The organism is Denitromonas ohlonensis (assembly GCF_007625205.1).
Lineage (GTDB): Bacteria > Pseudomonadota > Gammaproteobacteria > Burkholderiales > Rhodocyclaceae > Nitrogeniibacter > Nitrogeniibacter ohlonensis.
Genome location: NZ_VMNI01000005.1, coordinates 92,681 through 111,446 on the forward strand (window position 1 = coordinate 92,681; position 18,766 = coordinate 111,446).

The 18,766-nt window shown below is 63.5% G+C and carries 19 protein-coding genes; 14 read left to right on the forward strand and 5 right to left on the reverse strand.

What is annotated here, in order from left to right:
- The first annotated feature begins 214 nt into the window (after positions 1–214).
- The 3 genes from FHP89_RS05165 (at position 215) to FHP89_RS05175 (ending at position 2,192) form a co-directional block, all read left to right on the forward strand.
- On the forward strand, positions 215–643 hold the full coding sequence (locus FHP89_RS05165) for a hemerythrin domain-containing protein (protein ID WP_260851487.1): 429 nt from the start codon (positions 215–217) through the stop codon (positions 641–643).
- A complete protein-coding gene (locus tag FHP89_RS05170; RefSeq protein ID WP_144179517.1) occupies positions 640–879 on the forward strand; it encodes a DUF2249 domain-containing protein in 240 nt (79 codons plus the stop codon). The genes FHP89_RS05165 and FHP89_RS05170 overlap by 4 nt, the downstream gene beginning before the upstream one ends.
- Before the next feature lie 71 nt (positions 880–950).
- Complete coding sequence (locus FHP89_RS05175) at positions 951–2,192, forward strand: hypothetical protein (RefSeq protein ID WP_144179518.1); 1,242 nt, start codon at positions 951–953, stop codon at positions 2,190–2,192.
- Here the strand turns inward: FHP89_RS05175 and FHP89_RS05180 are convergent.
- On the reverse strand, positions 2,180–2,872 hold the full coding sequence (locus tag FHP89_RS05180; protein WP_144179519.1) for a Crp/Fnr family transcriptional regulator: 693 nt from the start codon (positions 2,870–2,872) through the stop codon (positions 2,180–2,182). The genes FHP89_RS05175 and FHP89_RS05180 overlap by 13 nt on opposite strands.
- An 85-nt stretch (positions 2,873–2,957) precedes the next feature.
- Here FHP89_RS05180 and FHP89_RS05185 point away from each other — a divergent pair, with 85 nt between their 5' ends.
- Genes FHP89_RS05185 through FHP89_RS05195 form a run of 3 tightly spaced genes read left to right on the forward strand, consistent with a single transcriptional unit; the run spans position 2,958 to position 5,117 of the window.
- A complete protein-coding gene (locus FHP89_RS05185) occupies positions 2,958–4,172 on the forward strand; it encodes an NnrS family protein (RefSeq protein WP_260851488.1) in 1,215 nt (404 codons plus the stop codon).
- A 5-nt stretch (positions 4,173–4,177) separates the two neighbouring features.
- Positions 4,178–4,564, forward strand: coding sequence for a SirB2 family protein (locus FHP89_RS05190; RefSeq protein WP_144179521.1), 387 nt, complete (start codon positions 4,178–4,180; stop codon positions 4,562–4,564).
- A 10-nt stretch (positions 4,565–4,574) separates the two neighbouring features.
- Complete coding sequence (locus FHP89_RS05195) at positions 4,575–5,117, forward strand: hemerythrin domain-containing protein (RefSeq protein WP_144179522.1); 543 nt, start codon at positions 4,575–4,577, stop codon at positions 5,115–5,117.
- Here FHP89_RS05195 and fnr read toward each other — a convergent pair whose 3' ends face one another.
- Positions 5,118–5,861 carry a fumarate/nitrate reduction transcriptional regulator Fnr gene (fnr, locus tag FHP89_RS05200; protein WP_144224964.1) on the reverse strand — a complete coding sequence of 248 codons (744 nt, stop codon included), beginning with the start codon at positions 5,859–5,861 and terminating at the stop codon, positions 5,118–5,120.
- A 114-nt stretch (positions 5,862–5,975) separates the two neighbouring features.
- On the opposite strand from fnr, the gene hemN reads away from it, so the two are divergent.
- The 3 genes from hemN (at position 5,976) to FHP89_RS05215 (ending at position 8,635) form a co-directional block, all read left to right on the forward strand.
- Positions 5,976–7,367, forward strand: a complete 1,392-nt coding sequence (gene hemN, locus FHP89_RS05205) for an oxygen-independent coproporphyrinogen III oxidase (protein WP_144179524.1) — start codon at positions 5,976–5,978, stop codon at positions 7,365–7,367.
- A 99-nt stretch (positions 7,368–7,466) separates the two neighbouring features.
- Complete coding sequence (locus tag FHP89_RS05210; protein ID WP_144179525.1) at positions 7,467–8,174, forward strand: sulfite exporter TauE/SafE family protein; 708 nt, start codon at positions 7,467–7,469, stop codon at positions 8,172–8,174.
- A gap of 77 nt (positions 8,175–8,251) precedes the next feature.
- Positions 8,252–8,635, forward strand: coding sequence for a rhodanese-like domain-containing protein (locus tag FHP89_RS05215; protein ID WP_144179526.1), 384 nt, complete (start codon positions 8,252–8,254; stop codon positions 8,633–8,635).
- Here FHP89_RS05215 and FHP89_RS05220 read toward each other — a convergent pair.
- Positions 8,608–9,048 (reverse strand): MerR family transcriptional regulator, encoded by a 441-nt coding sequence (locus FHP89_RS05220; RefSeq protein WP_144179527.1) that lies wholly within the window; start codon positions 9,046–9,048, stop codon positions 8,608–8,610. The genes FHP89_RS05215 and FHP89_RS05220 overlap by 28 nt on opposite strands.
- A gap of 62 nt (positions 9,049–9,110) precedes the next feature.
- Here FHP89_RS05220 and FHP89_RS05225 point away from each other — a divergent pair, with 62 nt between their 5' ends.
- Together FHP89_RS05225 and FHP89_RS05230 are read left to right on the forward strand one after the other, a co-directional pair.
- The gene (locus FHP89_RS05225; RefSeq protein WP_144179528.1) at positions 9,111–11,507 is read left to right on the forward strand and encodes a heavy metal translocating P-type ATPase; all 2,397 of its coding nucleotides are present in this window, start codon (positions 9,111–9,113) and stop codon (positions 11,505–11,507) included.
- Between the two features lie 21 nt (positions 11,508–11,528).
- Positions 11,529–11,735: a heavy-metal-associated domain-containing protein gene (locus tag FHP89_RS05230; protein ID WP_144179529.1), complete on the forward strand. Its 207-nt coding sequence runs from the start codon at positions 11,529–11,531 to the stop codon at positions 11,733–11,735.
- Here the strand turns inward: FHP89_RS05230 and FHP89_RS05235 are convergent.
- Positions 11,699–14,635, reverse strand: a complete 2,937-nt coding sequence (locus FHP89_RS05235) for an EAL domain-containing protein (RefSeq protein ID WP_186300391.1) — start codon at positions 14,633–14,635, stop codon at positions 11,699–11,701. The genes FHP89_RS05230 and FHP89_RS05235 overlap by 37 nt on opposite strands.
- Positions 14,636–14,817: 182 nt before the next feature.
- Between FHP89_RS05235 and ppa the strand changes: the two genes are divergently transcribed.
- On the forward strand, positions 14,818–15,342 hold the full coding sequence (gene ppa / locus FHP89_RS05240) for an inorganic diphosphatase (protein WP_144179531.1): 525 nt from the start codon (positions 14,818–14,820) through the stop codon (positions 15,340–15,342).
- 45 nt (positions 15,343–15,387) lie between these two features.
- Here the strand turns inward: ppa and FHP89_RS05245 are convergent, their stop codons facing one another.
- Positions 15,388–16,524, reverse strand: coding sequence for a GNAT family N-acetyltransferase (locus FHP89_RS05245; protein WP_144179532.1), 1,137 nt, complete (start codon positions 16,522–16,524; stop codon positions 15,388–15,390).
- Between the two features lie 214 nt (positions 16,525–16,738).
- On the opposite strand from FHP89_RS05245, the gene FHP89_RS05250 reads away from it, so the two are divergent.
- Positions 16,739–18,355, forward strand: coding sequence for an NAD+ synthase (locus tag FHP89_RS05250; RefSeq protein WP_144179533.1), 1,617 nt, complete (start codon positions 16,739–16,741; stop codon positions 18,353–18,355).
- A gap of 31 nt (positions 18,356–18,386) precedes the next feature.
- Entirely contained in the window at positions 18,387–18,725 is a 339-nt protein-coding gene (locus tag FHP89_RS05255; protein WP_144179534.1) for a P-II family nitrogen regulator, read from the forward strand.
- The last annotated feature ends 41 nt before the right edge of the window (positions 18,726–18,766 follow it).

Consider the following 18,766-nt stretch of genomic DNA (forward strand, 5'->3'; position numbering starts at 1 on the left):
AGGTTGTGCGTCGTCGCGATTTGCCAGCCCGCCAGCCGCACACTCGGGCGCGTCCAACTGCCGTTTCGAGGATGATTTTTCAAACCTGTTCGATATAGCCGAAATCATCGGTTGATGCGTGTCAATGCGGTGGGCTGTCGGTGCGAGACAATCAATCCCAGACATCGACAGCATTCACGGAGCATCGGACGGTATGGCAGTTCTATCCCAAAAAATGGCAGCGCATCACACCCAGTGTGATGACGTGTTTGCGCGCGCCGAGGCCGCCGCAGAGCGCGGAGACTGGGCTGCCTGTGCGCAGTCTGCGACCGCGTTTCGGGACGATGTGCTGGCGCATTTCGCAGTGGAAGAGGGCACCATCTTTCCGGCATTTGAAGCCGCAACGGGCATGACCGAGGGGCCAACGCGGGTGATGCGCGGCGAGCATGTCCAAATGCGAGACCTGATGGCCGCGCTGGTCGCCGCTGCCGACGCATCCGATGCCGAAGCCTTCTCGGATGCGGCCGAAACACTCTTGATCCTGATGCAGCAGCACAACATGAAAGAAGAGAACATCCTCTATCCGATGTGCGACCAGACGGTCGGAAACGACCCGGTCGTCGGCGCCGCGATCGAGGCGCTTGGTCAAAAGGGCGCCTCATGACGGACCGTCTTCCCCCTATCGTCGTCGATGCCCGCCGCCTGCTGCCACCCGAGCCAATGGAGCGCACGCTCGAAGCATTGGACGAGCTGCAGCCCGGCCAGGAAGTCTTGTTGATGATTCCCCGCCAGCCGGCGCCGCTGTTCGATATGCTGCGCAACAATGGCTATGCCTACACCGTTGAACCGCAGCCGGACGGGGTGTTTCATATCACCATCCGTCAGGCCTCGGCTGACTGAGGTGAGGGTGTTCGGTCCTCGGGCGGTGCGCTCAGTGCGCCATCCGGCGACGCTCGCTTAGCGCGGCAATCATGCAGGCTCTGTCCTTCGAACAGGCGCCGCCACCGTCGGTCCCGCTGAGGTTTTTTCTGACGGCGCCGCTGTTTCTGCTGCTTGGCGGACTGCTCCTGCTGGTTGATGGCGAAGCGGTGATGGCGTCGCGCTGGACGCCTGCTGCGCTCGGCCTCACGCACCTGATGACCGCCGGCTTCATGCTCCAGGTCATGCTCGGCGCGCTGTTCCAACTCATGCCCGTTGCCGCCGGCGCCAATCTCTGGCGTCCGCGGGCGCTGGCGATCCCGGTGCACCTGCTGTCTGCCCTTGGGGCCGTGGTGCTGGTGGCCGCGTTTCACCATCAGATCGCCTGGGCGTATCAGGCCGGGGTGGTGGCGATCGGTGGCAGTGTGCTGGTTTTTTTTCCGGCAGGCATGCTCGCGTTGTGGCGTACGCCGGCCTCAAGTCATTCGCTGACCGCGTTCCGGATCGCGCTGCTGGCGTTCTTTCTGACAGTACTCGTCGGCGGCACGATGGCGCTTGCGCGGGCGGGCGTGCTTGATGCGCAGTGGCTGCGGCTGTCGTCCAGCCATGTGGCGCTCGGGCTCGCGGGGTGGGGCTGTGTGCTGGTGGCGGCGGTGGGGTATCTGGTCGTGCCCATGTTTCAGCTTACGCCAGCCTATCCGCGGTGGTTTGCCCGCAGTTTTGCACCAGCTATCGCGCTGGCGATCGGGGTTGGCATGTGGGTGTCGCATCCGGCCGCCTGGTTGCCGTTGGTGGCGCTGATTGCACTGTTTGCCGGTGTGACGCTGGACCGGCAACTGCGCCGGCGTCGCGCCAAGCTGGACGCGACCTTTCGCTTCTGGCGTTTTGCGATGGGCTGTGTGTTGCTCGCCTGCGTCGGGACGGCGCTGGTGATCTTCTCTGTCGGGGGTAACGCGCTGCCGCTCGCGGTGGGCGTGCTGGCGATTCTGGGCGGGTTTGTGTCGGTGATTTCCGGCATGCTCTACAAGATTGTGCCTTTCATTCTCTGGCTCTATCTTCAGCCTCGGGTGAAGGGGGTGCCGCCGATGACGCGCATGCTTAATGAGCGCTGGGTGCTATGGCACTGGCGCGTGCATGTGGCGATGGTCGGGGCTGGTGTGCTGGCGACGCTGTGGTGGCCCGCGGTGTATCTGGCGGGCGGCCTGATGGTGGTGTCGGCGATCTTGTTGGGGGGGCAGTTGCTACGTGTCGTGGGTCACGCCCGCCAGGCCTTGCGCCTGGCTCAGCCTTCGTAATTGCGCAGTTTGTCGACGTTGTGCAGGGCGATGTGCTTGCCTTGCACGGTAATCAGGCCGGCATCGCTCAGATCGTGGAAGATGCGCGACAGGGTCTCGGGCGTAAGGTTCAGGCGCGAGGCGATGATCTGCTTGCTGGTCGGTAGATCGACGTCGACCTGAGAATTGAGGCAGGGGGCGTCAGGCACTTGCTGGAGCAGATACCCGACGACACGCTGGGTACTCGAGCGCAGCGAGTAGGATTCGACGTCGCGCACCATGCTGTGCAGGCGAATGGCCATGCCGGCGAGCATGCGGCGGGCAAATCCTGAGTCTTGGTCGATCAGGTTAAAAACCGCGTCGCGGGTAATGTGCAGCAACAGGGTGTCGGCCAGGGATTCGGCGAAGACCGGGTACTGGCGATCCATGAACATCACGGCTTCACCAAAGCTTTGGTGAGGTCCGAGGATCTCGACCACCTTCTCGTTGCCGTTGGGCGAGGAGAAGGCCAGTTTGATCTGGCCGAAGATGACGTAGTAAAAGCCTTTGGGTTGGTCGCCGCGCTGGAAAAGCATCTCGCCCTTCTGGATGCGTCTTTCGCGCGTGGCGTCGGCAACATGTTGCAAGTCGTCCGTCGACAGCGCGCTAAACAGCGGCATGCGGCCCAGTAATCCGTGGATATCGATTTTTTCTTGACTCATTTTTGAGCAAACGTCACCAGTAGCGGCAGAATGTACCACGCTCCCAAGCCCAGCGTAATGGGTGGCCGCATATCAGAAACCTATGATGAATCAGCAATCACCGACAACTCACTTCCGATGGCTTTTGGCGGCGCCTCACCGCGCCATGTTTTTTAGCGGGGCGGTGCAGCTGTTGCTCGCCATGCTGCCGTGGGCGGCCGAAATGCTCGCGCGGCTGATCGGCGTGGCCCTGCCGTGGGCTTGGCCGCCGGGGTGGTGGCACGCGATGCTGGCGGTGTATGGCATCTTTCCGTTCTTTGTGTTCGGCTTCCTGCTGACGGCCATGCCGCGCTGGCAAGGCTATGGCGACCTGCCGCGTGAGGTGTTTCGGCGGCCATGGTATTTGCTGCTGCTCGGTTGGGGTCTGATCTACCTGAGCATGTTGCTGCCGGCGCTTCGCGTGCCTGGTGTGGCCTTGGTGTTTGTGGCTTGGGCCTGGCTTGTCATCGTGCTTGCGCCGATTGCGTTTCGCGCCGGCAATGGCCGCTTGCACGCGGTGCCGGCCTGGGTGGCGACGGTGCTCGGTTTGACCGGCTGGGCGCTGTGGGGGCTGTTCGCCGTCACCGGCGACGGGGGCTGGGCGCGCGCCGCGATTGAGCTGGGTGTCTGGTGCTTTTTGCTGCCGGTATTTTTTACCGTCAGCCATCGGATGATTCCCTTCTTCTCCAGCGCCGTACTGCCTGACTACGATGCCTTTCGTCCGCCCTGGGCCTTGTTCATGATGCTCGGCGCAGCGCTCGGGCATGGCGCGCTGGTGCTGCTCGGTGCTGCGGCCATGACCTGGGTGATTGATCTGCCCGCCGCCGCGCTGGCGTTTTTTCTGACGATACGCTGGGGCTTGGTGCGGAGCTTTGCGGTGCAGTTGCTGGCCATGCTCCATCTCGGCTTCATGTGGCTGGGGATCGCGCTGACCCTGTTTGGCGTACAGAGTTTCGCCGCCTGGCAGGGCGTTGCCGTGTTGGGGCTGGCGCCGCTGCATGCGCTGGTGATCGGCATGTTTACAGTCGTGGCGATGAGTATGGTGTCGCGGGTGACGCTTGGCCATTCGGGGCAGGCGCTGTCGGCCGATGCGATGACCTGGCGACTGTGCTGGGCGGTGCAGGGGGTGGCGGTGTTGCGTATCGCGGCCGAGTTGTGGCCTGCGGCGAACGGCCTCTTGCTGGTGCTCACCGTCGCATGCTGGCTGGGGGTGTTTGGATTGTGGGCTAGGCGGTATGTGCCGATCTACTTGCGCCCACGCGTTGATGGCAAGGCGGGGTAAGGGCGATGTATCTGGCAATCAAACATATTCACATTACCTGCGTCGTGCTGAGTGGCCTGGGCTTTCTTCTGCGTGCCTGGTGGATGTTGAGTGCTTCGCCACGCTTGCAGCACCGGCTGACCCGCATCCTGCCGCATGTGATTGACACCCTCTTGCTCAGCACGGCGATTGCCCTGTCGGTCATGATGGCGCAGTATCCATTTGTGCATGGCTGGGTGAGCGCCAAGGTGCTCGGCCTGCTGGCGTACATCGGTTTTGGTACCGTCGCCTTGAAGCGCGGGCGCAGCGCAGGCGTGAGGCGCGCGGCGCTAGTGGCTGCGGTGCTGACATTTGGCTGGATTGTTTCGGTAGCGCTGACCAAGTCGCCCGCCGGGATTTTCAGTGTGATCTGAAGGGGGCTGGATGAGCGAATCCTTGTTGTCGAAACCATTGGCGCCGGGGCTGGATCAGCCGCTGGAAGTGCTGACCGCCTGCCATGGCCGGATGATGTCGCAATTGCAGACGCTTGACCGGCTGGTGCGCTGGCTCCCCGAGCATGGGGCCGATGCAGACGCTTGTCGCGCGGCGACGAACGTGGTTCGCTATTTCGATACCGCCGCGGTGAATCATCATCAGGACGAAGAAGACAGTCTGTTCCCGATCCTGTTCGAGCGGGTGTCCACCGCTGGTCGGCCGCGTCTCAGGAAGCTGGTTGACTGGATTCATCAGGATCATGTCGAGATGACCGCCGCGTGGGAGAGTTTGCGACGCCAGTTGTTGGCGATTGCGGCGGGTGAGTCGGCCGAGCTGTGTGCTGACGAGGTGGCGAATTTTGCCTCGCGCTACCACAGCCATATCGATCGGGAAGACAACGAATTGTTTCCCTATGCCGCCCAACTGCTCACCCCGGCCGATTTGACGGCCTTGAGCGAGCAGATGGTGGCGCGTCGGCGCCTGCCGCGCTGATCAGACGCTGGGCAGGTGGCTCAGCAGGGCCTTGAGGCCGCCGATGTTTACGATGCGGATGTGTTTTTGCTGCACCTTGATCAGACCGTTTTCCTGGAAGCGTGAAAAGGCCCGGGAGACCGTTTCAAGCTTGAGGCCCAGGTAAGAGCCAATTTCCTCGCGCGTCATGCGCAGGTGAAATTCGGCGGCCGAGAAGCCGCGCGCAGTAAAGCGTTGCGACATGTTGATCAGGAAGGCGGCCAGGCGCTCTTCGGCGCGCATCGAGCCGAGCAGCATCATCACGCCATGGACGCGCACGATTTCGCGGCTCATCACCTTGTGGAACTGGTGCTGCAGCGATTCAACCTCGCGCGACAGGGTTTCCAGATTGGCAAAGGGGATGATGCACACATCGCTGTCTTCGAGTGCGACCGCGTTGCAGGTGTGCGCATCGGTGCTGATGCCGTCGAGCCCGATAATCTCACCCGACATCTGAAAACCGGTGACCTGCTCACGACCGTCTTCGAGCAGCACATCGGTCTTGAATGAGCCGGTGCGCACGGCAAAAATGGCTTCGAAGGTGTCGCCAACGCGATACAGATGTTGGTGGCGCTTGACCTTTCGACGTGCGCCGACCAGCCCGTCGAGCTGGTCGATGTCGCCATCACTCATGCCAAAAGGTAAGCACAGCTCCTGCAGGTTGCATTGCGAACAGGCGGTCTTCAGCCCTTCAGCAGTAATTGGCACAACGGCCCGTTGAGGCATAACCTGCGTTCTCCTTGATTCGTTTTTTTGCGCTGCTTTGGGGCGTTTGATCCACGTCAACCCGCTTGGTTCGGCTTTTTGAGATCGTGACTGCTAATACGTTAAAGCCAGATTATGGATAACCAGAAAGAACTCGTTTTCGACCCGCAACTGATCCGCCGATTCGACGTCAATGGCCCGCGGTACACTTCGTACCCGACGGCAGACCGTTTCGTCGAGGCGTTTAATGCTGATGCATTGGAGAGTTGGTTGGGGCAGCGCACCGTCGGCGGATTTGGCCGACCGCTGTCATTATACTTCCACATCCCCTTCTGCAACACGATCTGCTACTACTGCGCCTGCAACAAGATCATCACCAAGGATCACGGGCGGTCAGAAAAGTACCTCAAATACCTGGCCAAGGAAGTCGCCATGCAGGCGGCAAGCCTTGATGGCGGGCGAAACGTCATTCAGTTGCATCTTGGCGGTGGTACGCCAACCTTCTTGTCTCACGACGAAATGCGCCAGTTGATGGCCACGGTGCGCGAGCACTTCACGCTGCTGCCTGATGGAGAATATTCCATTGAGGTCGATCCACGCAAAGTAGATTTCGAAACCGTGGCGCTGTTGGCTGAGCTCGGCTTCAATCGCATGAGCATTGGCGTGCAGGATTTCAACATCGACGTGCAGCGCGCGGTCAATCGCGTGCAGAGCTACGAAGAGACCAAACTGGTACAGGATGCCGCGCACCAGACCGGTTTCAAGTCGGTGAGCATGGACCTGATCTACGGCCTGCCCAAGCAGAACGTGATCAGCTTCAACAATACGCTGGAGCGCGTGCTTGAGCTGTCGCCCGATCGTATTTCGCTCTACAGCTACGCGCACTTGCCGGGCCTGTTCAAGCCCCAGCGCCGTATCGAGCCCAATGACATGCCCTCGGCCGACACCAAGCTGCAGATTCTGCAGCTGGCCATTCGTCGGCTGACCGAGGCGGGCTATGTGTATATCGGCATGGACCACTTCGCCAAGCCTGATGACGAACTGGCGGTAGCGCAGCGTCAGGGGCGGCTGCATCGTAACTTCCAGGGCTATTCGACCTACGCCGAGTGCGACCTGCTGGCCTTTGGCGTGTCAGCCATCGGCAAGGTCGGCCCGACCTACGCCCAGAACGTCAAGACGCTTGATGAGTACTACGACATCCTTGATCAGGATCGCTTGCCGGTGCTGCGCGGCATTGAGCTCACGCCGGACGACATCCTGCGCCGCTCGATCATCCAGGCGCTGATGTGCCACTTCGAGTTGTCGATCGATGCCATCGAGGTCTCCCACATGGTGGATTTCAAGCGCTACTTTGCCGACGAGATCGCCGATTTGCGCACGATGGAGTCCGCCGGTCTGGTCAAGCTCGAAGACAAGTGGATCACCGTGCTGCCCGCCGGGCGCATGCTGGTGCGCGGTATCGCCATGGTGTTCGACCGTTATCTGCGCTCCGACCGTGAGCGTGCCCGCTACTCGAAGGTGATTTGAGCCGGGCGGCATTCGGTGGGTGTCAGCAAAACAGGCAAGGGGGCGGGCTGTGATAGGCTCGCCCCCTGTTTTTTGTTCGCTGATTCCTTGAGCTGACACATGCCTGAAACCGGCTACATCGCTGTCTTCCTCATTGGCCTGCTTGGCGGCACGCACTGTGTCGGCATGTGCGGCGGCATCGTCAGCGCGCTGACGGTGCAGATTCCCGGCCAGGTCAAGCGACAGTGGCCGATTCATCTGGCCTACAACCTTGGCCGGATCACCACTTACGCCATGCTCGGCGCGCTGTTTGGCGCGATCGGGACCCTGGGCCTGTTGTTCGAAGACTTCCTGCCGATCCAGATGGGCCTGTACATCATGGCCAATCTCATGCTGGTGGCCTTAGGGCTGTATCTGACCGGTTTTACCCGGCTGCTGGCGCCGCTCGAGCGGGCGGGGCAATCGCTGTGGCGGCGCGTGCAACCGCTCACGCGCCGCTTCCTGCCGGTGCGTGGTTTGCGTCAGGCCTTGCCGCTGGGTCTGTTGTGGGGCTTTTTGCCCTGCGGGCTGGTGTATAGCGTGCTGGCCACGGCATTGGTGACCGGCTCGGCCGGCGGTGGTGCCAGCCTGATGCTTGCCTTTGGCCTGGGCACGCTGCCCAATCTGATGCTGGCCGGCATGCTGCTCAAACGGCTGCAGGGCGTGACCCGCCGGCCCTGGGTGCGGACCTTTGCCGGCGCGGTGGTGCTGGGATTTGGTGTGTTCGGCTTGCTCAATGCCTCGACGCTGGGGAGTCGGCTGTGGAATGGCGTGCTGTGCGTGACATAGCGCGATCCGGGAGTATCAGGCTATTCTAATGTTCTTTCGGCGCCGGGGTGGCGCCGTGGCGAATCTGGAGTCTGACAATGAGCAAGTCCAGCCATGATCTGGTTGTCGAGGCCAAAAACCTTATTCAAGAAGTGAGTCTCGAGGGTGCCCGGCAATTGATTCAGGACGGCGCCGTGGTGCTTGATGTGCGCGAGCCTGAAGAGTTTTCGGCCGGGCATGTACCGGGCGCGATGAATATTCCGCGCGGCCTGCTTGAGTTCAAGCTGGCCTCGGTGCCCGAATTGAACGACCCGAATCGGCCGATCCTGGTGTATTGCAAAACCAGTGGTCGTGCGGCGCTGGCCACCGCCGTCATGCAGGTGATGGGTGTGTCGAGCGCGGTGTCGCTGACGGGGGGCTTCGACGCCTGGGTGGGCGGCGGCCTGCCGGTGGATCAACCCGCCGCGATCGATTTCGAATAAGCCGCGTTTTGGTCCTCGTCCGGATGGGCGAGGGTATGCAGGATCGGGCAGGGCTGTGCCGCCGACGTGTGTTCGCAACAGCTCACCAGCTCGGACAGCGCGCTGCGCATCGCACCCAGTTGCGCCATGCGCTCGTCGATCTGGGCGAGCTTTTCCTTGGCCAATGCGCGGGCGGCGTTGCGGTCGGTGTGCTCGTCCAGCCCCAGCAGATCGGCGATTTCATCCAGGCTGAAACCGAGTTGTTGTGCGCGGCGGATAAAGCGTAGCCGCGCGACGGCGTTCTCGCCGTAGTGGCGCACCTGTCCGTGCGTCGGCATGGGCACTGCGAGCAGGCCGCGACGCTGGTAGTAGCGGACCGTTTCGACGCCCACCCCGGCGGCCGCGGCGAGGCGGCCAATGGTCATTGATGTCATGCTTGACTCCGTACCTGACTACAGACTTTAGACTGCGCCTGTCAGACTCACAAGGTCAAATCATGAACACGCAAAACCCCACCCACCCCCAGCGCCTCGACTTGCCCATCCACGGCATGACGTGCGCCGCCTGCGCCAGTCGCATCGAGCGCGTTCTCCAACGCCTGCCCGGTGTCGAGGCGCAGGTCAATCTCGCCACCGAGCGCGCCACGGTAAAGCTGACCGGCCCGGACGCCGCGGGCGCTGACGCCGTGGTGGCGGCGATTCGCCAGGCGGGTTTCGAGGTGCCGGACACGCGGCTCGAATTCGCGATCTCCGGCATGACCTGTGCCGCCTGCGCCACCCGCCTTGAAAAGGTCTTGAATCGTCTGCCCGCCGTGAGCGCGACGGTGAATTTCGCCACCGAAACCGCGCAGATTCGTTTGCCGCCGGGTGGCGTGACCGAGGCAGAGCTGATCGCTGCCGTCGACGGGGCGGGCTTTGTCGCCCACCGTCGGGGCGCGGCGGCCCGCGCAGAAGAGAAGGCGCGCAAGGCGGCCGAGTGGCGTGCGGAGCGCAAGCGCTTCCTGATCTCATTGGTGCTGACCGCGCCTTTGCTTGCCCAGATGCCAGCCATGTTCTTCGGCTCGGGCGAGCATGAATTCATTCCGCGCTGGGTGCAGTGGGTGCTGGCGACGCCGGTGCAGTTCTGGATCGGTTGGCGCTTCTATCGCGGTGCCGGCTCGGCCTTGCGCGGCGGCGGTGCGAACATGGACGTGCTCGTGGCGCTGGGCACCTCGGTGGCCTATGGCTTCAGCCTGGTCGTGACCTTGCTCGGGCGGATGGACCTGCATGTGTATTTCGAGGCCTCGGCCACGATCATTACCCTGGTACTGATGGGCAAGCTGCTTGAGGCGAGGGCCAAGGCGCGTACCTCCGAGGCGCTCGAAGCACTGGTGCGGCTCCAGCCCCGCAGCGCCTGGGTGGCGCGCGACGGCGTGTTGCAGGAGGTGCCGGTTGAGTCGCTGTCGCCGGGCGACCGCTTTGTGGTGCGTGCTGGCGACAGCGTGCCGGTCGACGGGGTGGTGCGTGCCGGGCAGTCGGCGCTGGATGAATCCATGCTCACTGGCGAGAGTCTGCCCGTGGCCAAGGCCGAGGGCGACACGGTGTTTGCCGCAACGGTGAACAGCGATGGCACCTTGCATTGCGAAGCGACCGGCGTGGGTAGCGAAACCATGCTGGCGAGCATCATCCGCCTGGTTGAACAGGCGCAGGGCAGCAAAGCGCCGGTTCAGCGTCTGGCCGATCAGGTGGCCGCGGTGTTTGTGCCGGTGGTGGTGGCGATTGCCGTGCTGACGTTTTTCGGCGGCTGGTGGTGGGGCGGCTCGGTGACCGAGGCCCTGGTCAATGCGGTCGCGGTGCTGGTGATTGCCTGTCCCTGTGCGCTTGGTCTGGCGACGCCGACGGCGATCATGGTGGGCACTGGTCTGGGAGCGAACCACGGCATTCTGGTGAAGAACGCCGAAGCCCTGGAGCGCGCGCAGAACCTGACGGTGCTGGCGGTCGACAAGACCGGCACGCTCACCGAGGGTCGCCCGGCGGTGACCGATGTGGTGCCGGCTGACGGATTTTCGCGGGACGAGGTGCTTGGCTGGGCCGCGGCGCTGGAGTCGGCCAGTGGCCATCCGCTGGCGCGGGCGATCGTCGCGGCGGCCGGCCAGGTTGCCACCGCCGAAGCGGTCGACACCGTGCCCGGGCAGGGGGTGCGCGGAACGCTGGGCGGGCGCTTGGTGTTGGTGGGGAGTCCGGTCTTCTTGCGCAATAACGGCGTGGATGTGCCGGATGGCAGCGTCGACGTCTTGGCCGCGCAGGGGCGCACGCTGGTGGCGGTGGCCGTCGATGGCCGCCTGGCGGGGGTGATCGGTGTGGCCGATCCGCTGCGCAGCAGCTCGGCGGGCGCGGTGGCGCGTTTGCAGCGCGCAGGCATCGACGTGGTGATGCTGACGGGCGACCATCCGGCGACGGCACGCGCGGTGGCCGAGGCGGTGGGGATTTCACGTTTCGAGGCCGGCGTGCTGCCGGCGGATAAGGCGAAGGCGGTGCAGGCCCTGGTGGCCAACGGCCATCGCGTCGGCATGGCGGGGGATGGCATCAATGACGCGCCCGCGCTGGCGGCGGCGGATGTGTCCTTTGCCATCGGCACTGGCGCCGATGTGGCGGTGGCGGCGGCGGACATCACCTTGATGCGGGGTGACCTGAACGGCGTAGCCGATGCGGTGGAGTTGTCGCGTGCGACGCTGGTCAAGATTCGTCAGAATCTGTTTTTTGCGTTTATCTACAACGTGCTCGGCATTCCGCTGGCCGCCTTCGGGTTCCTCAATCCGGTGGTGGCGGGGGCGGCGATGGCGCTCAGTTCGGTGTCGGTGGTGAGCAATTCGCTGCTGCTCAAGCGCTGGCGGCCGAGCAAGCCGGTTTTGTGAACAGACAGTCAGGAGAAAGACATGGAGCAGGTGACGATCAAGGTGGGCGGCATGAGCTGCCAGGGTTGTGTCAAAGGCGTGACCGCCGCCTTGGGGGCGGTGGCCGGCGTGGCGACGGTGAGCGTGGATCTGGGCGCGGGCGAAGCGCGTGTCGACTTCGACCCGACGCAGGTTACGCCGGCGGCGCTGAATCAGGCCGTTGAAGACGCGGGCTTTGAGGCCGGGTGATCGCCCAGCTTGATCAGTAGCTGGCGGAAGGCGTCGGGCTTGAGCGGTTTGGCGTAGAGGTAGCCCTGCGCCAGATCGCACTTGAGGTGCGTCAGGAAGGCCGCCTGGGCTTCGGTCTCGATGCCTTCGGCGACGACGGCCATGCCCATGTGGTGGGCGATGCCGATGATGGCTTCGGTCAGGTGCGCGTCTTCGGCGTCCTCGGGGAGCCCGCGCACGAAGGCGCGGTCAATCTTGAGTTTGTCGAGCTTGAAGCGTTTGAGATAGGCCAGCGATGAATAGCCGGTGCCGAAGTCGTCGATGGCAAGTTTGACGCCCAGGGTATGGATGGCCGCCAGCGTGCTGGTCGCCTCGTCCTGGTTCGCCATCAGCGCACTTTCGGTGACTTCCAGCTCGAGCAGGTGGGCGGGCAGGCCGCTGTTGCCAAGCGCGTCGACGACAGTGGTTTCGAGGATGTCGCGGCGCACCTGAAGCGCCGAGATATTCACTGCGATCGACATGTCCTGCAGGCCTTCATTGCGCCATGTTTGGGCGAGGCTGCAGGCGTGTTGCAACACCCAGGCGCCGATGGGCAGGATCAGGCCGGTTTCTTCGGCAATGGGAATGAACTGGTCGGGCGGGATCATGCCGCGATCAGGATGCTGCCAGCGCAGCAAGGCTTCGGCGCCCACCAGGCGACCGCTTGCCAGATCGAACTGGGGCTGGAAATGCAGCGAAAACTCGTCGCGCAGCAGGGCACGTCGCAACTCGGTTTCGAGCGTCAGGCGTGTCTGGGCGCGTTCGTTCAGTTCCGGGGTGAAAAACTGATAGCTGTTTCGGCCGTTTTCCTTGGCCGAATACATCGCCGCGTCGGCGTTCTTCAGCAGCAGGTCGCGGTTGTCGCCGTCCTCTGGCGAGACCGTGATGCCGATGCTGGGCGTGATCGACAGTTCGTGGCCGCTCACCTCGTAGGGCGTGGCGAGCGCCTTGAGGATCTTGCTGGCCACCGCGGCGGCGCGTCCGGCGGTGTCGAGTTCGGTGAGCAAGACGACGAACTCGTCTCCGCCCAGACGGCTGACCGTGTCGGCGCTGCGAACGACGGCGCTGAGGCGGGCGGCGACCTGCCGCAACAGACCGTCGCCGACCGCGTGGCCCAGCGAGTCGTTGATGTTCTTGAAGCGGTCGAGGTCGATGAACAGCACACCGAGGTGCTTTTGATTGCGTCGGGCGCTTTCGAGCGCGCTGCCCATGCGGTCAAGCAGCAGCGTGCGGTTGGGCAGCCCGGTCAGGGCGTCATATTCGGCCATGTGGCGCAGACGCTGCTCGGTGAGCTTGCGCTCGGAGATGTCGGAAATCGATACCACGAAATGCGTCGATCGTCCGCCATCGCCGGTGACCGCGCCGAGCGAGATCCAGCCCGGGTAATGACTGCCGTCAGCCCGTAGCAACTGCGCTTCGCCCGCCCAGTGGCGGGTCGATCGCAGGCGGGCGACCGTGCTGCGCCAGCTCTCGCCGTCGGCCGCTTCGCCGATCAGCTGTTCGGCGCAGTGGCGGCCGACAACGTCGGATTGTCGATACCCACTGATTCGTTCCAGCGCGGGGTTGACCGACACAATCCGGAAGCGGTGATCGAGAATCGCGATCGCTTCGTTGCTGGCGTCGAACACTTGCGCCGAGAGCTGCAATTCGCGCGCGCTCTCCTTGAGGGCGCGTTTGCGTTCGTCGATGTCCCGTTGGTAGTACTGGAAGCGGCGGTCGATCCAGCGGTAGAAAATGATTGATGCGAGCAGTGCCAGCGCGGTGCCCATCAGCAGGGTGAATACCGTCACCGTGAAGTCTTCGTCCTTGTTGGCCTCCATGCGCGCGCGCTCGCGGGCAATCATCGGGTTGGCGTCGTCGAGCCGGGCGATGGCCGCCAGGGTCCAGCCCCACGGGTCCTGGCCGGCGACATAGGCCAGGTGCTGCTCCTGGGCCTTTGACGAGCCCACCGCCGCGCCCGGTGCGAGCGCAAGCCGCAGGGTGCGGCCGCCCAGGCGCCCGGCGCGGGCGATTTTATGGACCCACTCGGGTGCCGAACCGTCGGCTGAGGGCGGCTTGGCGCTGGCGCTGCTGGCGAGAAGCTGACTGTGTTGATTCACCACCACGATGAGCCGGCCGTCGAGCGGGCTGTAGCGCGAGAGGGCGTCAAGTGCCTCAGCGCGTGCCGATATCTGTGCGTGCTGACTGAGCGTGGCCATACCCACAATCCAGTCAAAAGACGCAAAGCGGGTGGCGTGAGCGAAGTAGTCCTTCATGGCCTTGGCATCGCTTGTCGGGCGCCAGCGAAGCCGTGTCTGTCCATCGCCCAGGGTGGCTGCGTCGCTCAGGCGCGCCATCAAGTCTTGACCGATATCGTCGATGCGACCGGTCAGGGATTGCCCCTCTAGGCCGGGGTCGGAGGCAAACAGGCGGATTCTGCCGTCCGCTTCGATGATGAAGGGTGCAAACCCCTGGGTGGGGCGACCCATGGGGCGCAAGAGTTCGGTCAGGATGAGCCGTAGCTGCGCATCGCTGACCGTGCCCTTCAGACCCTGATAGGTGCGCTCGATGGCCTCGATTGCGACCGTTGTTTCCTGCTGGAGTTGGGTGGCCAGGTCCTGTTCAAAGCCTTCGCGGCGCTCGGCCAGACTGGTTGCCAGGTGGCGGATTTCTTCCTGAAGCGATTGCTCTAAGCGGGCGAAGGCTTGCGTCTTGATGTCGTTGATGCGGACCTGAAAGTTCTGTTCGTGGCGGTAAATGTAGTAGCTGCCCATGCTCACCAGCAAGCCCAGCACCAGCGCCAGCATGCCGCCGAGCATGACGCGCGGCAGCCAGCGCTCAGCGCGGGCTGAAGATTTGCCAGCGGTGCGGGCGCTGGCGGCGTCGGTGGACGGCTCTGACATCGGCCGGTGTGTCTCCTTGTTGGCACCGGGGCATGGCCGGCGCATCGGAATCGATCAATCGTTTGAATTAACGGCGGTGAGCGCCAAGGCTTGAGTCGAGCGGGGAATGATTTGGCCGTAAGGTTTTTGGCCATCCGCAAAAACCCCTATAATTGACCGAATTTTTTCAAGGGGAGGGTTGTATGGGATTCGATCAAGTCACCGCCGGCAAGGATGTACCGAACGACGTCAATGTCATCATCGAGATCTCGGCGCAGGGCGAGCCGATCAAGTTTGAAGTCGACAAGGATAGCGGCTGCGTTTTCGTCGACCGCTTCATGGGTACGAGCATGCGCTACCCCTGCAACTACGGCTATGTGCCGCACACCGTCGCTGGCGATGGCGATCCGGTGGATGTGCTGGTCGTCACGCCCTTCCCGCTGCAGCCGGGCGTGGTCATCCGCTGCCGCCCGGTCGGCGTGCTGAAGATGGAAGACGAGTCGGGTGAAGACGCCAAAGTGGTCGCCGTGCCGGTGTCCAAGCTCACGCCGCTGTACAACAAGGTCGAAACCACCGACGACCTGCCCGAACTGCTGATGAAGCAGGTCGTTCATTTCTTTGAGCACTACAAGGATCTGGAGCCGGGCAAGTGGGTCAAGGTCACCGGCTGGGGCACCGTCGAAGACGCCCGCCAGGAAATCCTGACCGGCATCGCCAACGCGGGCTGATCCGCGCGCGGTTGTCTGGAAAAGCCCGCTTTGCGCGGGCTTTTTTCATGGTGCGGGCGGTTTGGGGCGGAAGGGGCTGCGTTCGTCCAGCTCGTCCAGATAGCCCGCGATGCCGTCGCGCTCGCGGCGCAGGTAGTCGGCAATCGCATTGGCAAAGCGCGCATCGCGAATCCAGTGGGCCGAGGTGATCGGCGTCGAGGCCAGGCCGCGGGAGAGCTTGTGTTCGCCCTGTGCGCCGCCTTCGAAGCGCGATAGTCCGTGCGTGATGGCGTAGTCGATGCCCTGGTAGTAGCAGGCTTCGAAGTGCAGGCAGGAGATGTCCTCCACTGCGCCCCAGTAGCGGCCATAGAGCGCCTGCGCGTCGGCCAGAAACCAGGCGCAGGCCACCGCCTGGCCATCGCGATAGGCGATCAGCAGACGCACCGAGGCCGGCGCTGCGGCATTCAGGCGCGCAAAGAAGTCGCGCGTGAGGTAGGGCGTCGAGCGGCGCAGGGCGTAGGTGAGGCAGTAGCAGTGGTGAAAGAAGTCGAGATCGGCCTCGCTGATCTCATCCCCGGTCTTCCAGACGAAGTGCACGCCGGCCTTGGCCACCCGCTGACGCTCCTGGCGAATCTTCTTGCGCTTGTCGCGGGTGAGGTGGCTCAGAAAGTCGGCGAAATCGGTGTAGTTGCGATTGCGCCAGTGAAACTGCACGCCATGGCGAATCTGCATCCCGGCGGCGGCGAGCAGTTCGGTGTCTTCTTCGCTGGGGAAGAGTACATGCAAGGAGCTGCCGTCGCCGGCGGCGATCCACGCCAGCGTTTTGTGCAGCAACTGGTTGCGTGCGGCGATGTCGATGCCCAGCAGGCGGCGGCCCGGCAACGGCGAGAAGGGAATGGCGCACAGCCATTTGGGGTAGTAGTCGAGGCCGTGCTGCTCGTAGGCCTGCGCCCAGGCCCAGTCAAAAACATATTCGCCCCAAGAATGTGTTTTTCGGTACAGCGGCATGGCGGCGACCAGCGTGTTGTCGCGCCATAGCGTGGCGTGGTGCGGCGTCCAGCCGGTATCGGCGCTGGCGCACTGGCTGACTTCGAGGGCATGCAAAAAGGCGTGCTGCAGCCCGGCGTGGTCGCCCGCCAGCGCGTTCCAGGCCGATGCTGGAATGTCTTCGATACGGCTGAAAAATCGGAGTGTGTCGCTCATCGGTTGGCATTCTTCGCGGAGCCGGCCGCGCGCCGACAATGCGGCACGGGGCGACTGCTGCATGATGGGGCAGAGTGTTCCCGCCTGACGGGGGCTCCGGCCCTGTGGGGTTTATCCACGGTTTATCCACAGGCTTGTGCACCGGAATTGTGGATAGCTTGAAGTGCGCCGCACTCCGCACAAATCCGGGGGCAGACGGTATAGTTACACGCCTATGAAAACATCGCTTGCTATTGCCGTCGCCCAGTTCAACCCCGTGGTGGGCGACCTGTCCGGGAATGTGGCGCAAATTCGCGCGGCCATGGATGCCGCCGCGGCCGAGGGCGCGCGGCTGTTGCTCACGCCCGAGCTGTCGATTTGCGGCTATCCGCCGGAAGACCTGCTGCTGCGCCCCGATTTTTACGATCGCTGCCGCGAGGCCGTCGAGACGCTGGCCTTGCAGACCGACGAACTGGCGGTGGTGGTCGGTTACCCCGAGGCCGATGGCGACGTCCGTTACAACGCGGCGGCGGTGCTGCATCGCGGTCGGATCGTGGCGCACTATCGCAAGCAGCGCCTGCCCAACTACGAAGTCTTCGACGAGCTTCGTTATTTCGACGAGGGTGACGCGGCCTGCGTTTTTGAGATCGATGGCGTGCGCTGCGGGCTGCTGATCTGCGCCGACCTGTGGGGCGCCGCACCGACCAAGGGGCTGATCGAGGCGGGTGCGGACGTGATCCTGGTGATCAACGCCTCGCCCTGTCATTTGAACAAACAGCAGGATCGCTACCGGGTGGCCGCCGATCGGGCCCGCGAAAGCGGTTTGCCGGTGCTCTACGCCAACATGGTCGGCGGTCAGGACGAGCTGGTGTTTGATGGCGCGTCCTTCGCCATGCAGACCGATGGATCGATTGCCTGGCAGGCGCCGGCGTTTGACGCGCATGCCTGTGTGCTGCGGCTTAATGGTTCGGCCTGGCTGCCGGCCACGGTCACACCGCTGCCAGAGCTCGAAGAAGAGGCCTACACCGCGCTGGTGGTGGGCGTGCGCGATTACCTCGGCAAGAACGGATTCCCTGGCGCCATCATTGGCCTGTCGGGCGGCATCGATTCGGCGCTGACGCTGGCGGTGGCGGTCGACGCCCTGGGTGCCGACAAGGTGCGCGCGGTGATGATGCCTTCGCCCTATACGGCGCAGATGAGCCTGGATGATGCGGCCGAGATGGCGCGGATTCTGGGCGTGCGCTACGACGTACTGCCGATCGAACCGGCGATGAAGGTGTTTGCCGGCATGCTTGAGGCGCAGTTTGCGGGCCTGGCTGAAGACACCACCGAAGAAAACCTGCAGAGCCGGATTCGCGGCATGTTGCTGATGGCCTTGTCGAACAAGACCGGCAGTATCGTGCTGACCACCGGCAACAAGAGCGAGATGGCCACCGGCTACGCCACCTTGTACGGTGACATGGCCGGGGGCTTTGCGGTGCTCAAGGATGTCTATAAAACGCTGGTGTATCGCCTGTCTGTGTGGCGCAATGCGCGCAGCGCGATCATTCCGGAAAACATCATTACCCGGCCGCCGTCGGCTGAGCTCAAGCCGGATCAGGTCGACCAGGACAGCCTGCCGCCGTATGCGGTGCTTGATGCGATCATCGAAGCCTACATGGAGCGCGACGAGTCGCCGCGGGAGATCGTCGCCCAAGGGTATGATGAGGCGGTGGTGCGACGCACCGTGGGCATGCTCAAACGCAATGAATACAAGCGCCGTCAGTCGCCGGTGGGCATTCGCCTGACCCGGCGGGCCTTTGGCAAGGACTGGCGCTTCCCGATTACGGCCCGGTATCAGGACCCGTACTAGACACAAGAACGATACGACACAGGAGCGATGCATGAAGAAGATCGAAGCGGTGATCAAGCCGTTCAAGCTGGATGAGGTGCGTGAGGCACTGTCGGAGGTCGGTATCACCGGCCTGACGGTGAGCGAAGTCAAAGGCTTCGGCCGCCAGAAAGGACACACCGAGCTGTATCGCGGTGCCGAGTACGTGGTGGATTTTCTCCCCAAGATCAAGATCGAGATCGTGGTCGGCGAGGCCGTGGTCGAGCAGGCCATCGAGGCCATCATCAAGGCCGCGCGTACCGGCAAGATCGGCGATGGCAAGATTTTTGTCACGGCGGTGGAGCAGGTGGTGCGCATCCGCACCGGCGAGCTGAACGAAGACGCGATCTGATCGATCGCCGACGCCGAGTCATGCAGCGGCCGCCCACGGGT

What these genes read in the sequence shown, in the direction of transcription:
- FHP89_RS05255 (WP_144179534.1), top strand. Translation starts at nt 18,387, where the DNA reads ATGAAGAAGATCGAAGCGGTGATCAAGCCGTTCAAGCTGGATGAGGTG.
- FHP89_RS05195 (WP_144179522.1), top strand. Translation starts at nt 4,575, where the DNA reads ATGAGCGAATCCTTGTTGTCGAAACCATTGGCGCCGGGGCTGGATCAG.
- FHP89_RS05235 (WP_186300391.1), bottom strand. Translation starts at nt 14,635, where the DNA reads ATGTCAGAGCCGTCCACCGACGCCGCCAGCGCCCGCACCGCTGGCAAA.
- FHP89_RS05210 (WP_144179525.1), top strand. Translation starts at nt 7,467, where the DNA reads ATGCCTGAAACCGGCTACATCGCTGTCTTCCTCATTGGCCTGCTTGGC.
- ppa (WP_144179531.1), top strand. Translation starts at nt 14,818, where the DNA reads ATGGGATTCGATCAAGTCACCGCCGGCAAGGATGTACCGAACGACGTC.
- FHP89_RS05215 (WP_144179526.1), top strand. Translation starts at nt 8,252, where the DNA reads ATGAGCAAGTCCAGCCATGATCTGGTTGTCGAGGCCAAAAACCTTATT.
- FHP89_RS05220 (WP_144179527.1), bottom strand. Translation starts at nt 9,048, where the DNA reads ATGACATCAATGACCATTGGCCGCCTCGCCGCGGCCGCCGGGGTGGGC.
- hemN (WP_144179524.1), top strand. Translation starts at nt 5,976, where the DNA reads ATGGATAACCAGAAAGAACTCGTTTTCGACCCGCAACTGATCCGCCGA.
- FHP89_RS05250 (WP_144179533.1), top strand. Translation starts at nt 16,739, where the DNA reads ATGAAAACATCGCTTGCTATTGCCGTCGCCCAGTTCAACCCCGTGGTG.
- FHP89_RS05175 (WP_144179518.1), top strand. Translation starts at nt 951, where the DNA reads ATGCAGGCTCTGTCCTTCGAACAGGCGCCGCCACCGTCGGTCCCGCTG.
- FHP89_RS05230 (WP_144179529.1), top strand. Translation starts at nt 11,529, where the DNA reads ATGGAGCAGGTGACGATCAAGGTGGGCGGCATGAGCTGCCAGGGTTGT.
- FHP89_RS05245 (WP_144179532.1), bottom strand. Translation starts at nt 16,524, where the DNA reads ATGAGCGACACACTCCGATTTTTCAGCCGTATCGAAGACATTCCAGCA.
- fnr (WP_144224964.1), bottom strand. Translation starts at nt 5,861, where the DNA reads ATGCCTCAACGGGCCGTTGTGCCAATTACTGCTGAAGGGCTGAAGACC.
- FHP89_RS05225 (WP_144179528.1), top strand. Translation starts at nt 9,111, where the DNA reads ATGAACACGCAAAACCCCACCCACCCCCAGCGCCTCGACTTGCCCATC.
- FHP89_RS05185 (WP_260851488.1), top strand. Translation starts at nt 2,958, where the DNA reads ATGAATCAGCAATCACCGACAACTCACTTCCGATGGCTTTTGGCGGCG.
- FHP89_RS05170 (WP_144179517.1), top strand. Translation starts at nt 640, where the DNA reads ATGACGGACCGTCTTCCCCCTATCGTCGTCGATGCCCGCCGCCTGCTG.
- FHP89_RS05180 (WP_144179519.1), bottom strand. Translation starts at nt 2,872, where the DNA reads ATGAGTCAAGAAAAAATCGATATCCACGGATTACTGGGCCGCATGCCG.
- FHP89_RS05190 (WP_144179521.1), top strand. Translation starts at nt 4,178, where the DNA reads ATGTATCTGGCAATCAAACATATTCACATTACCTGCGTCGTGCTGAGT.
- FHP89_RS05165 (WP_260851487.1), top strand. Translation starts at nt 215, where the DNA reads ATGGCAGCGCATCACACCCAGTGTGATGACGTGTTTGCGCGCGCCGAG.